The organism is Paenibacillus faecalis, from assembly GCF_900289175.1.
GTDB classification, from domain to species: domain Bacteria; phylum Bacillota; class Bacilli; order Paenibacillales; family Paenibacillaceae; genus Paenibacillus_AQ; species Paenibacillus_AQ faecalis.
On sequence record NZ_LT985747.1, the window covers coordinates 4,330,162 to 4,344,704 of the forward strand.

General features: G+C 48.8%; 9 protein-coding genes. 1 reads left to right on the forward strand and 8 read right to left on the reverse strand.

The features are described 5' to 3' along the window. The 8 genes from rnr to C8268_RS20245 form a co-directional block, all read right to left on the reverse strand. Positions 1 to 2,115 (reverse strand): ribonuclease R (gene rnr, locus C8268_RS20210; protein WP_106769329.1); only part of this gene is annotated, 2,115 nt, incomplete at its 3' end. 265 nt (positions 2,116 to 2,380) lie between these two features. Further along, on the reverse strand, positions 2,381 to 2,611 hold the full coding sequence (gene secG / locus C8268_RS20215; RefSeq protein WP_106769330.1) for a preprotein translocase subunit SecG: 231 nt from the start codon (positions 2,609 to 2,611) through the stop codon (positions 2,381 to 2,383). Between the two features lie 416 nt (positions 2,612 to 3,027). Further along, complete coding sequence (locus C8268_RS20220; RefSeq protein WP_106769331.1) at positions 3,028 to 3,477, reverse strand: PaaI family thioesterase; 450 nt, start codon at positions 3,475 to 3,477, stop codon at positions 3,028 to 3,030. A gap of 465 nt (positions 3,478 to 3,942) precedes the next feature. Further along, on the reverse strand, positions 3,943 to 5,622 hold the full coding sequence (locus tag C8268_RS20225) for a long-chain-fatty-acid--CoA ligase (RefSeq protein ID WP_106769332.1): 1,680 nt from the start codon (positions 5,620 to 5,622) through the stop codon (positions 3,943 to 3,945). Between the two features lie 210 nt (positions 5,623 to 5,832). After that, positions 5,833 to 7,623: an acyl-CoA dehydrogenase family protein gene (locus tag C8268_RS20230; protein WP_106769333.1), complete on the reverse strand. Its 1,791-nt coding sequence runs from the start codon at positions 7,621 to 7,623 to the stop codon at positions 5,833 to 5,835. Positions 7,624 to 7,660: 37 nt separating this feature from the next. Next, complete coding sequence (locus tag C8268_RS20235) at positions 7,661 to 8,845, reverse strand: acetyl-CoA C-acyltransferase (protein ID WP_106769334.1); 1,185 nt, start codon at positions 8,843 to 8,845, stop codon at positions 7,661 to 7,663. Positions 8,846 to 8,877: 32 nt separating this feature from the next. Further along, positions 8,878 to 11,274, reverse strand: a complete 2,397-nt coding sequence (locus C8268_RS20240; RefSeq protein ID WP_199794990.1) for a 3-hydroxyacyl-CoA dehydrogenase/enoyl-CoA hydratase family protein — start codon at positions 11,272 to 11,274, stop codon at positions 8,878 to 8,880. A gap of 41 nt (positions 11,275 to 11,315) precedes the next feature. Continuing rightward, positions 11,316 to 13,496, reverse strand: a complete 2,181-nt coding sequence (locus C8268_RS20245; RefSeq protein WP_106769336.1) for a heterodisulfide reductase-related iron-sulfur binding cluster — start codon at positions 13,494 to 13,496, stop codon at positions 11,316 to 11,318. Positions 13,497 to 13,930: 434 nt separating this feature from the next. Here C8268_RS20245 and C8268_RS20250 point away from each other — a divergent pair, with 434 nt between their 5' ends. After that, positions 13,931 to 14,521 (forward strand): TetR/AcrR family transcriptional regulator, encoded by a 591-nt coding sequence (locus C8268_RS20250; RefSeq protein ID WP_106769337.1) that lies wholly within the window; start codon positions 13,931 to 13,933, stop codon positions 14,519 to 14,521. Positions 14,522 to 14,543 lie beyond the last annotated feature (22 nt).

A 14,543-nucleotide genomic window follows, 5' to 3' on the forward strand; every position in this document is an offset into this window, starting at 1 on the left:
ATCGATAGTGTATTCATCCATGTTCACGTTCGCCACGCGAACCTTCACCTCATCGCCAATGCGGAATACTTTCGAGGTCCGCTCACCGATCAGCACCATATGCTGTTCATCGAAATGGTAGTAATCGTCTGTTAACCCACCGAGACGGATCAAGCCTTCCACCGTATTCTCCAGCTCAATAAACATACCGAAGCTGGTGATACTGCTGATGATGCCTTCGAATTCCTCGCCGACCTTATCCAGCATATACTCAGCTTTCTTCAGCGCATCCGTGTCACGCTCCGCATCCACCGCCACGCGCTCTCGTTCAGACGATTGCTGTGCAATGTCAGGCATTTTTTCGGCCAAATATTCCTGACGCGCCTCAGGCAGAATATTGCCATGCTCGATAACCTCCCGAATCACCCGGTGAATGACAAGGTCGGGATAACGGCGAATCGGTGACGTGAAGTGGGAATAAAATTCAGCCGCGAGTCCAAAATGCCCTGTGCTTTCCGCATCATACTTCGCCTGTTTCATCGAACGAAGCAGCATTGTGCTAAGTACAGTTTGCTCTTTCGACCCCTGAATCTCTTCCAGCAGATTTTGCAGGGCGCGAGGATGAATCGAATTCCCCCGACCCTTGATATGATGGCCAAAATTCGCAGCAAACGCCATAAAGTTTTGCAGTTTTTCCGGATCTGGGTCCTCGTGAATCCGAAAAATAAACGGAACCTTCAACCAGTGAAAGTGCTCCGCCACCGTTTCATTGGCTGCCAACATAAACTCCTCAATGATCTGCTCAGCGATGGAACGCTCTCTTTTGACAATATCGATCGCTTTTCCATTCTCATCTACAATAACTTTGGATTCCACAAAGTCGAAATCAACCGCCCCACGCTGGATTCGCCGCTTCCGCAGCTTGAGCGCCAGCTCACGCATCAGGCGAAAGTCCTCCACCAGGTCACTATAACGCTCAATTAACTCCGGGTCCTCATCGATCAAAATTTTACGCACATTATTGTACGTCATCCGTTCTTTTGTCTTAATTACACTCTTGAAAATGTGGTGCTTTACAACTTTCATCTGTTCGTTGAATTCCATTTCACACGACAGCGTCAAACGATCCACCTGTGGATTCAAACTGCAAATCCCGTTAGAAAGACGGTGCGGAAGCATTGGGATAACCCGGTCTACAAGATAGACACTACAGCCCCGGCTATAAGCTTCCCGATCCAGCGCAGAGCCCTCACGAACGTAATAACCGACATCCGCGATATGTACCCCGAGCTTATAGTTTCCGTTAGGCAATCGCTGCACATTGACCGCATCATCAAGATCCTTGGCATCTTCGCCATCGATCGTTACGATATTAAGCCCGCGCAAATCCCGGCGCCCCTGCTGAGCAATTTCTTCCTCTGTAATCGCATCAGGCACCTGATCAGCCTCAGCCAGCACTTCATCCGGAAAGGCTTCCGGCAGCTGGTGTTTTCGAATAATCGAAAGAATATCTACACCCGGATCATCTTTGTGGCCTAAAATCTCTACGACTTCCCCCTCGGCAGCAGCTTGCCCTTCCGGATAGCTGACAAGCTTGACAACTACCTTCTCGCCATCCACTGCCCCGTTCATCGCATGTTTAGGTATAAAAATATCCCGATTAATCCGTTTATCATCCGGCAGCACAAAGCCATATACCTCATGGTTTTGGAACACGCCAACCACCTGGGTTATCGCGCGGTTCACAATACGCACAACTTCCCCCTCCAGCTTACCGCCGGCAGGGCCCTTGGTATGAATACGTACAAGTACGATGTCGCCATTCATTGCGCTTTTCAGATCATTGGCATGAATATAGACATCAGGCTGATCACGATCATCTGGAATCAAAAAGGCAAAGCCTTTCGAATGAGCCTGAACCCGTCCGCGCACCAGATCCATCCGTTCAGGTACACCGTATCGCTGATGGTTGGTCAGTATTATTTTTCCGGACTGCTCCAATTCGTTCAACAGCTTTAGAAACTCCCGAAAATCTTGGGCGTTACTTATTCCAAAATGCGTTTCCAATTCCCGATACGTCATCGGTTTATAGTCCGTTTTCCGCATAAAATCCAATATGATTTCTTCTGTTATCATTTCATCACCTCGAGGGAACGTCCCGCTCCTGTTCGTCTTTTTATGCAAATTTCATCCATAGTTTACCGTCATAATACTCATACCCTAGTATACACGAATTTAATCCCCGGTATCCTTGACACCAGCAATATAGCCTGCGTTTATTCATAAAACTTTGGTCTCCTCAGAGTCTTTTCGCTACCGCCCCCGATGGCCCAAAATGTTCCCAAACAACAAAAAAACCTCCGCTTTTCTATACTGAATAAGCGAAGGTTATGTTCGTGTACTATTTCAAGACGGCCACAACGATTGCCAGAACCATAAATGCGATCGCTACACCTACAGTGATGCGCTGCAGTACAAGGTCCATACCGCGGGCTTTACTTTTACCGAAAAGATGTTCAGCACCGCCGGAGATGGCACCGGAAAGACCTGCACTTTTCCCTTTCTGCAGAAGAACAATTGTAATCATCGCAATCGAGGCAATAACAAGCAGTACTTCAAAAAACACTACCAAAACTTCCACCTCCTAGACGTGTAAACACCCGAAATTTATGACAATAAATATGACATATAAAAGATTTCAAATAGAAAAACAGCATTATTATTGTAGCACAGCTGTATGCGATTGACAAGATAGACATGGTAACATACAGGAAGTTTATGGAACATCTCTTTAGGAAAAGATAACGTTTCAATCAAACGTAAACGGCCTTGCTGTCTTTGACGGGACACAGCTTACGTTTCGCGTATAAATCTATGGTGATTGGATCGTGTGAAACCTATACTTTCTTAGATTTTAAAGAAGTAAAGGCCTGCCTCTCTTCATTATAAAGATGGCAGACCTCTTTGATCTGGCGAAACCGCCCAAATCGCCAATGTGTATCGTATAAATCTTCTATTTCTATAACACTTTCTTAACCATGCTTCTTATCACTTTACGCGAAACGATCCTGTGCTAATAGCGATCAGTTCCCCGTTCTCATCTGTAATCTGGGACTCCGTCGTTACAGACCGCTTCGTACTGTGAACGACGTTTGCCTTCACAGTCAGGCGTCCTTCCTTCGCCGGTGTCAAAAAATGAACATTCAAATTGCTAGTTACCGTGGATTCACCTGGACGACTCAGCAAAACCGCAATGCCCATTGCATTATCCATTAATGAGGAAAGTACACCGCCATGCACAATCTTCATTGGATTCAAATGATGCGATTGAGCATCCAATGTAACAATAACTTCTTCCTCCGTGACAGATTCCATCTTACAACCTAGATATCCCCAAAAAGTCTCTTCTGCAGCCTTGGTCATCGCCTGAATATATGCCTCGAGTTCCTCTGCGTTCAGTCGAGGTTTGAGGTTCGATTCAGCATTCACATGTTGCATAAAGAACGCACCTCCTTTCTTCACCATCCGCGCTCATTGCGTCAGATAGCAGCTGCTGTCTTATGCCCGGCAGCCAACCTTTTACGGTCATGACAACAAAATCACTGGCAAAGCAAATCAATTGCGTGACTGATTTAAACCTTAAGCGACGTTTTCACACCGCGTAGTTCCCATCCCAGCGCTGGATGTGACGTCAGGCGGCGGTCAACCACTGCCAGATATCAATCACAGCATTCGTTAGATATGCCCTTTTTAATCAAGTATGGCCCAGGATTGAATATTTAGCAATCTCCTATGCTAGCCGGGGAAAACGCTGTCATTTTCCGCACTTCTCAACTGCTGAAACAGCCCACTATCGAACGATGCACTTCAGGAATGCCACATGTCGAAAGTAACGCACGGGAAAAGCATATACATGGCCGCTACTGCAGAAGAGCTCAATCAAAAGAGAATATCATTCAAATGTTAGCCTGTCGGTCTGCCTTCCTCTTCCTCCTCCATCAGCTTCCGGCGCAGCACCTTACCGATCATGGTCTTGGGCAGCGAATCACGGAACACATACTGCCTAGGAACCTTATAGGCAGCAAGCTGACTACGGCAATATTTCTCCAAATCCGCAGGGTCCGGCTTTGCCCCATCTTTCAGTACAATAAATGCCTTGACGGTCTCGCCCCGATAATCGTCTCGGACACCAACCACAACAGCTTCTTTCACCGATGGATGCTCATACAAAACCTCTTCAATTTCCCGCGGGTAAATATTGTACCCACTGGCAATGATCATATCCTTCTTTCGATCGATGATCGTAAAATATCCTTCCTCATCCATCGTGGCCATGTCCCCTGTAAACAGCCAGCCGTTTCTGAGCGTATCAAATGTCTCATCCGGACGGTTCCAGTACCCGATCATAACCTGAGGGCCTTTTACGATCAATTCGCCCGCTTCTCCGATAGGAACCTCCTCACCCGTCTCCGGGTTCACAACCTTGGCATACGTATCTGGTAAAGGCACACCGATCGTGCCGATTTTCCGCCTGCCCCATATCGGATTCGCATGAGTGATCGGGGAAGCCTCTGTCAAACCGTAACCCTCAATCAGCCTTCCCTTGGTTAACTCCTCGAAAGTATCCTGGACCTCAACAGGCAAAGCAGCTGAGCCGCTGATACAAGCATTGATGGAAGAAAGATCATATTCTCTGATCCTCGGATGATTAATAAGTGCAATATACATGGTTGGTGCACCTGGGAAAAGCGTCGGTCTCTTTTTTCGAATCAATTCCAAAATCATCTTCAACTCAAACTTCGGAACCAATATTAGCTCGCTTCCCCGATAGATCGCCTGATGAAGCAGCACGGTCAGCCCGAATACATGGAAACAGGGCAGTGCCGCCAAATAGCGTTCTTTGCCCTCTTCCACTTTGTAACACCAATGAGCACTTTGTACTGTGTTGGAAATCAAATTGTAATGTGTGAGCATGACCCCTTTAGGTACACCCGTTGTTCCACCCGTGTACTGCAATATCGCAAGATCTTTCTCAGCGTCAACCTTTTCACATATCGGAACGTCCGAAGAACCAGCAAGAAGCTTTTTAAAAGAATGCACCGTTTCGCCGTACGTGACTACTGGAAGGGGACCAGCTTTCTTAGCCACGATCGGGTACAGCATATTCTTTGGAAAAGGGAGATAGTCCGGTAAAGAAGTAACGATCAGGTGTTTCAAATCGGTATCAGCTATGACCTTCTGGACTCTGGACACGAACATATCCATCGTTATCATCACTTTTGCGCCGGAATCCTTCATTTGGTGTGAAATCTCGCGCTCCATATATAGAGGATTTGTCATTACCGCAACCCCACCGGCAAGCAGCACACCATAATAAGAAATAACAACTTGGGGGCAGTTGGGCAGCATAATTGCCACCCGATCCCCCCTGGACACTCCCTTGCTCTGAAGCGCATGCGCCATGCGGTACGCAGACTTCAGCAGTGATTGATAACTCATACTTTTCCCCATAAAATACAGCGCCGGCCGATCCGGAAATTTCTGTGCTGACGTTACAAGAAATAACGCCAAATTTTGTTTCGGATAATCATAAGTGGGGGCTACTTCAGCCGGATAAAACGGCAGCCAAGGCTTTACATGCATATAAAAACCAACCCTTTCCTTACGGAATGCTGTAAAGCTTCCTTCACTCCTACTCCAAATAGAAACGACTCCACCCGTCCTTATCTAAACAATCGTCTTATTCTTATATAGTAAAAATATATGCCAAGTCCCAAGTATAATTTACTGATTCTGTTAATTGTTTAGTTTCGAGGTTTTCGAAGCCTAATGTTTCGAATGTCTTGAAACCAGCTACACCGTATATCGCTCGTTCTTCACTACACGGGCAGCAATGTTCCGCTTAAGAGCCACTGTGTCCACCGGATTGGTGCGCGTCAGCTTCTTCAGTACAGACATTTGCATACGCAGCATATCTCCGGACTCTATCGAAGCGAGCGTCTCCTTCGCCAACGCTTCAATGCGCTGGAACGCCTCATACGCGAATACCTGAGTCATTTCAATCATGTTGGCTGCCTTCTCTTCCGATGTGCGCGCAATCTGTTTGCGCGTACGCAGCAGTGCGCTTTCTAGTGCATAAATGTCGATCATGATGTCAGCCAGATTCGCAAGCGCCTCCTGTTCCTTTTCCAGCTTCGTTCCAAACTTCTGGACAGCCAGGCCGCCAACGAGAAGGAAAATCTTCTTGCTCATATCCAAATAATGCATTTCCTGCTCAAGCGTTCCTTCAAACGTCTGTCCTGGTACGATCTGCAACAGCTCATTCTGAAGGTTTTGAGCTTTTTGCAGCAGAGCGATTTGCCCCTTCATCGCTTTCTTGACAAGTGTGCCTGGAATCAACAAACGATTGATTTCATTCGTTCCTTCAAAGATGCGGTTGATGCGCGAGTCGCGGTAAATACGCTCAATTTTGTACTCCTGGATATATCCGTATCCACCGTGGATCTGAACCCCTTCATCAGCGATGAAGTCAAGTCCTTCCGAGGCATATACCTTGTTGATTGAGCATTCAATGGCATATTCGGATACGGCCGCTGCCGCCTGAGCTCCTGCATCATTAATGCTGTAATCGATGTCCTGCATCGCTTCATCCAAAAGCCCTGCCGTGCGGTACACCATACTTTCCATGACAAAGGAAGTGATGTTCATTTCGGCGAGCTTTTTGCGCATAAGCGGGAAATTGGAAATCGGCATCTCAAACTGTTTGCGTGTATTGGCATATGCTGCACTCAATTCAATAGACTCTTTGGCTGCACCCACTGTTCCAGCCGCCAGCTTGTAACGTCCGAGGTTCAAAATGTTGAACGCGATCCGATGACCTTTTCCGATCTCACCCAGCACGTTCTCCTTCGGTACCTTCACATCCTCGAAGAAAAGCGGACGAGTCGACGAGCCCTTGATCCCCATCTTCTTCTCTTCCGGCCCAAGCGTAAAGCCCTCCATTTCCTTCTCTACGATGAATGCTGTAAAATGTTCACCATCGATTTTGGCGTATACGATAAATATATCCGCAAATCCGGCGTTTGTAATATACAATTTTGATCCATTCAAAATATAATGCTCACCGTCGTCGCTCAAGCGGGCTGTCGTTTTGGCGCTCATCGCATCCGAGCCAGAGGTCGGCTCTGTCAAGCAGTAGGCCGCGATTTTAGTACCCGTCGCTAGATCCGGAAGATACTTCTTTTTCTGCTCTGTCGTCCCGAAAAGCACGATCGGCAGCGTTCCGATGCCAACATGGGCTCCAAAGGACAGTGCAAAAGAAGAGCCTTTAGCCAGTGACTCGTTAATGATGGTGGAGCTTACCTTGTCGAGTCCGACCCCGCCGAACTCTTCAGGAACATCTGCACCAAGCAAGCCAAGCTCTCCGGCTTTGCGGAGAAGATCAACGGTCAGCTCATAATCCAACTTCTCGATTTCTTCATCTTTCGGCATCACTTCGCCATCGATAAAGTCAAGCACCGTTTCACCGATCATCCGATGCTCTTCGGTGAAATCCTCCGGTGTAAGAACCCGGTCCAGCTCCGGGTTATCTATGACAAATCCGCCACCTACGATTTTTGCTTGTTTAGTTTGGTTCTCGCTCATGTATTATTTCCCCTTTCATCATTTAGGATTTCATTCGCTACGCGCTGTGAATCTCAAACACACCTGCTGCTCCCATGCCGCCGCCGATACACATACTTACAACTCCGTAACCGCCGCCGCGTCTCGTCAGTTCAGACACAAGACTTGCTGTCAGCTTCGCGCCGGTGCAGCCAAGTGGATGACCAAGAGCAATGGCGCCGCCGTTAACGTTAACCTTATTCTCATCGATCCCAAGGGTACGAATAATGTGCAAGCATTGGGAAGAAAAAGCTTCATTAATTTCAAACAAATTCACCTGATCCATCGTAATACCTGCCATTTTAAGGGCCTTCGGAATAGCCTCCACCGGGCCAACCCCCATAATTTCCGGCTCTACGCCAGCCAGGGCAAAGGAACGGAACGTTGCCAGCGGCTTTAATCCAAGCTCCTCCGCTTTTTCACGGCTCATGACCGCTACCGCCGCAGCTCCGTCACTCGTCTGTGACGCGTTACCAGCCGTAACGGTTCCGCCAAGCGCGAAGGCTGGCTTCAGACGGGCCAGACCTTCCGGCGACGTATCCGGGCGAACACCCTCATCCGTATCAAATACGAACTCCTTGTTCCGTATTTTCCCCTGTTCGTCCGCCGTCGTCAGCTTCACGTTCACTGGTACGATTTCATCCCGGAACCTGCCTTCCCGAATAGCCGCTTCCGCCTTGCGATGACTGCTGACGGCAAACGCATCCTGATCCTCCCGGCTGATGCCGAACCGGCGCGCTACCTCTTCTGCCGTGTGGCCCATGCCCATATAAACCTCAGGCATATCCTCCACCAGCCCTGGATGCGGGGCCGGCTTAAAGCCAGTCATCGGCACATGGCTCATGCTTTCAACGCCCCCCGCTACAATGACATCCGCATGGCCAAGCATAATCCGTTCCGCAGCAAAGGCAATCGCCTGTAGCCCGGAAGAACAGAATCGATTAACTGTCAGTGCCGGGACCGTTACCGGGTAACCCGCATACAGTGAAATAATCCGGGCGACGTTCAGCCCCTGTTCTCCCTCCGGCATGGCACAACCGAGAATGACATCCTCAACGTCCTCTTTTTTCAGCCCCGGAGCACGCTCAATAACCGCTTCCAATACCGTTTTCCCCAAATCCTCAACCCGTGTCTGTGCAAGACTTCCCTTCTTTGACTTACCAACTGCCGTACGTGCAAGGGATACTATGACTGCTTCTCTCATACCATTCACCTCATTCACCTTATAGTGGTTTATTAGTTGCGAAGCGGCTTGCCTTTCGCAAGCATATGCTGCATGCGCTGCTGGGTCTTCGCCTCTCCAAGCAGACTCAGGAATGCTTCCCGCTCCAGATCAAGCAAATGCTGTTCAGTGACTATGGTTCCGGCCGGCACATCGCCGCCGCTCAAAATATGCGCGAGCTTCTTCGCAATCAACAGATCATGATCGCTGATATAACCGCTTTGCTTCATACCAAGAACCCCCATCTGGAGAACAGCACGGCCCTCACGACCGACGACACGGGCATGACCCGGCTGCTGCGGCATATATCCAGCGCGGTCCATGGCAAGAACAGCCTGTTTCGCTTCATAAATGCGGTAATCCGGATTCATAACCACCGTATCGATTGGGCGTCCATAGCCCATACGGATCGCATCATGACCGCTTTTGGATGCCTTCGCCATCGCAATCGTCTCGAACATCTTGTTGATCGCTGGCTGTAAATCAGACTCAGGATCAGGCTGACTATCGCTGATACGAAGCGCCACCTCCTTGCATCCGCCGCCGGCAGGAATCAAACCGACCCCAGTTTCAACCAATCCAAAATACGTTTCGGATGAGAACACGATCTGGTCTGCCGGCAGACACGCTTCCACTCCGCCGCCTAACGTCATCTGATGCGGAGCAGCTACGACCGGCTTCTCCAGACTTTTCAGTTTCATCATGCTGCCCTGGAACAGACGGATGATGTCATCCACCTCATCCCAGTCCCCGCTCTGGGCTTCCATCAGCATAAGCATCAGGTTCGCACCAACGCAGAAATGCCGTCCTTCGTTAGCGATAACAAGTCCTCGGTAATTGGCTCGAACCTCCTCCACACTCTGCTGAATCATGACGAGAATATCAGCCCCGATCGCATTGTTCGGAGAGGTAAATTCCAGACAAGCTACGCCGTCTCCGATATCGATCAGATTAGCACCGGTGTTGGAGCGAATAATACGATTTTGAGATTTTAGAGCCCGTAGGGAGATCATTTCAGGCTTCTCCTCCACTCCCTTGTACTCACCTTTGAAGTAATGGAAGAGGCCCTCATCTTTTTGCTGATAGAACGTTTCATGACCAGCTGCGATCCATTCCTTAACCCAAGCAGGCACCGTTAATCCTTCAGCTTCCATGCGCTGTACTGACTTCGGCAAGCCGATCAAATCCCAGGTTTCAAATGGCCCAAGCTCCCAATTGAAGCCCCATTTCATGGCGTTGTCGATATCTGCAATGGAATCTGCAATCTCGCCCAGCTTTTCAGCCGAATAGACGAGTACCTGCTTCATAACATTCCAAGCCAGCTCCGAATAACGGTCCGGCGTACCAAGAAACTCCTTGATTTTCTTTCTGGAGCCTTTCACAGCCTTGGCTGCTTCAAGCGATGGAGAGCTGACCTTTGCGCTCGGATTGTATTCCATCGTTGAAAGGTCCAGTGAAAGGATCTTGCTGCCCTGCTCACCCTTCACCTTTTTATAAAAGCCCTGACCGCCCTTCTCTCCTGTCCAGCCGCGGGTGACAAGCTCTTTCATAACGTCAGGCACGGTGAATACATCCTTCTCCGCCCCATCTGGCACGTTGTCATACACGTTCCGCGCAACATGTACAAAGGTATCGATACCGACCAGATCCAGCGTGCGGAAGGTAGCACTTTTCGGACGACCAAGCACCGGACCGGTCGCGGCATCCACTTCTTCCACCGTATATCCGTTTTCGATCATCTCCTTCAAAGTCACCAGCAGGCCGTATGTGCCGATCCGGTTTGAAATGAAGTTTGGTGTATCTTTCGCAATGACGACACCCTTGCCCAGACGTTTCTCACAGAACTCGGCCATAAACGCCGTAATCTCGGGATCTGTATCAAAACCTGGAATAATCTCAAGCAGCTTCATATGACGAGGCGGGTTGAAGAAATGGGTGCCCAGAAAATGACGCCGGAATTCCTCACTGCAATCCTCAGCCATTTCGTTTACGGAAATGCCGGAGGTATTCGTGCTGACGATAGCCCCTTCCTTTCGCACACTTTCAATAAGCGACAAAATGCTCTTTTTGATTTCCAGCCGCTCCGTCACCACCTCAATGATCCAATCTGCTTCTCGCAGAAGGTGCAAGTGGTCCTCTATATTACCTGGCGTAATTCGCTTGACAAAATCGGGCGAATACAGCGGCATGGCACTTGATTTCGGCAATCCAGCCAGCGCTTTTGCCGCCAGCCGGATTCGAACTTTAGGATGATCCAGCGTCAGCCCGGCTTTTTCCTCTTCGGCGGTTAAGGTTTTCGGAACGATATCAAGCAGCACACATGGAATCCCTGCGTTTGCGAGATGAGCCGCGATGCCCGACCCCATCACCCCGGAGCCGATAACGGCAGCTTTGGTTATCGTTCTGCTCATCGTGCCAGAACCGCTTGAAACTTCTTTAGTAACGATATTGCTCATTGCATAACAACCTCCCGTTCATGGATTTTAGATGGACCAAATACGGATAACTCCAATATTTCAGCGATATCGCGTGTTTTCACGCTTTCTTCAACTTCCTTCTCCTTCGTTCCGTCTTCCAGCATCGTGAGACAGAACGGACAGGCGGAACTGATCATCGTTGGTGATACAGCGAGAGCCTGCTCGGTACGAGCGAGGTTGACCCGCTTGCCTTCATCTTCCTCCATCCACATCCGGCCGCCTCCGGCACCGCAGCACATCCCGTTCTCACGAGTGCGCTCCATCTCCTTCAGCTCAACACCCGGTATGGCCCGAAGAACATCTCGCGGCTGATCGTAAACATCGTTATAACGTCCAAGATAGCAAGAATCATGATACGTAATCGTCTCGTTCACTTCATGCGTAAGCTTGAGTCGTCCTTCTTTCACAAGAAGATCCAGCAGCTCGGTATGGTGCAGAACTTCTGCTTCTAGCCCGAATTCCGGATACTCATTTTTGAATGTGTTAAAAGTATGCGGACAGGCCGTAACGATTTTGGTCACGTTGTACTTCTGGAAGATTTCGATATTCTCATTGCAAAGCTGTTGGAACAGAAATTCATTGCCCATACGTCTTGGTGTATCTCCCGAATTCTTTTCTTCGTTACCGAGAATGGCAAAGTTCACGCCAGCCTCATTCATAAGGCGCACGAAGGCACGGGTGATTTTGCGACTGCGGTTGTCATAGGAACCCATGGAGCCTACAAAGAACAAATATTCGAATCCTGGGTTTTCCTTCACCGTCGGAATTTCCAGACCGAGACTGCCGTCCGGATCCACTTCCGTCACCCACTTGCTGCGGTCGCTCCGGCTGATGCCCCATGGATTGCCTTGGCGCTCGATGTTCATCATCGCTCTCTGGCCCTCCTGTGGGACACTGCCCTGCATCAGTACCAGATGACGGCGCAAATCAATGATTTTGTCCACATGCTCATTCGCTACAGGACATTGATCCTCACAATTGCGGCATGTCGTGCAAGCCCAGATTTCCTCTTCCGTCATCACTCCGCCCAGCAGCTCTACATCCTGGGGAGACACACCCTCTACCTGATGCCATGCCCGTATCTGAGCTTCCATCGTCGGATTAATATCGGTGATTCCATCCCCTTTCCAATCTGCAAGGAATCCTGCATCTGTATCCATCCTATGAACACCCGCTGATCCGAATACCGCAGCCGGCATCCAAGGTGACTTGGAAGTAAGAGCAGCCCCTTTTTCCGTCAGATGGTCCCTAAGCTTTACAATCATATGCATCGGGGATAGCAGCTTGCCGGTGTTCGAGGCAGGACATACATTCGTACAGCGCCCGCACTCCACACAAGCGTAAAAGTCAAGCATTTGCTTCTGCGTGAAATCCTCAATTTTGCCAACACCGAATTCCTCAGCTTCTTCATCTTCCAGATCCAATGTGCTCAAACGCCCTACCGGCTCTGTTCTGCGCACTAAAATGTTGACCGGCGCCGTAATCAGATGAAAATGCTTGGACTGCGGTACGTAAACCAGAAATGCCAGCAAAATAAGGAGATGTATCCACCAGAACACAAAATATGAAACGGTAGCTCCAGCAGGCGACATCCAGGTAAAGAGAGAAGCGATTGCCGATGAAATCGGTGCAAATCCGGAAGGAGGAAGTCCTTCCATCACTCTTTCAAACGCCATCGTGAGCAGCACGGAAGCAAGGAGCGAAGTGATGAAATACACGACGATACTCGGCTTAAAACCCCGTTTCAAACGCTTCAGCTTCTCGCCGTACCTCCGGTAGGCGGCATAACCGATCGCCAGAAGAACAAGAGTTACCGTAATCTCCTGCATCAAAATGAACGCGTCATGTCCGGGAATCGGCAAGTTGCGTCCGCTTAACCCCTTCCAGATAATATCCAGGGCACCAAACTGCAAAATAATAAACCCGTAGAAAACAATAAAATGCATGATTCCGCTCTTGCGGTCTTTAAACAACTTGCTCTGACCAAATACCTGAATAAAAAATTGGTTTAGACGTTCCTTCAAATCTTTCTTTAAATTGGCTGGCTGTCCCAGTCGGATGTACAAATACCGGCGATACACAACAGAAGCGAACATATAGACCGCCCAGCCTGTTATACCGACAAAGAGCAGCGCATTGACGATTTGCCAAATCATTTCCATCAGCCCCTTGTGTAAGAAATCCTCAGTTTATTCCTCCGCTTTTCGCACCACCCCCATTAATGAAATTTTCAATTACAAAAATCACATTTATCATGACAAAACAAGCACGATATATGAAGCGCTTACATCGATGGCACAAGTGTATCCTGCCTTCACCGTCAAGGACAGACAAGGCTTTTCTTTGGAGGAAAACTGAGGTTACGCGTATATTATTCTTGAATTACATACCACTACAGGTCATTCGTTGACCTGATTTATCTCCCTCCTCTCTCTCGTTTATAGCGCTGTGGACAGACATTCATAATTTCAAAAAAAATCTGTAAACACAGCGTTGACAATGCTTATAACGTACTTTATGATGGAAAACAAGAACTGAATGAGTATTCATTCATAAAATTTTAACTGTATTTTAACATCGGGGTGAGCATATGACAAGTAAAAAAAATGAGAAGTACCAACAAATACTCCAGGGCGCCCTGAAAGTGTTTGCCGAACATGGCTACCACCGCTCCCAGGTGTCAAAGATCGCCAAAGCAGCCGGCGTAGCCGACGGCACGATCTATTTATACTTTAAAAGAAAGGAGGATATTCTGATCCGCCTGTTCCAGGAAAAGCTCGGCGAACTTGTCGGCAAATTTCATGACAGCGTGGAAGGAATCACCGATCCGGTTGAGGCGCTCCGCACCGTGTGCCGCATTCATTATACCGAGCTGGAGAGCAACCCGGAGCTGGCCTATGTTACCCAGATTGAGCTGCGGCAAAGCGATCTGGAGCTGCGCAAAGAAATCGGCGGCGCATTGAAGCCATATATTGTGCTGATCGAGAATATTTTGAAGCAAGGCATTGAAGAGAAGCGTTTCCGTCAAGACCTAAATGTCAAACTGGTTCGAAATCTGATCTTTGGATCGATGGATGAGGCTGTTACCTCCTGGCTGATCTCTGGACACAGATATCGGCTGGTCGATCAGGTCGATGATACGCTGAGCTTTTTTCTCCATGGAATTTCCAGTCAAGAATAGCTGGAGGAAACCATTTTGCATA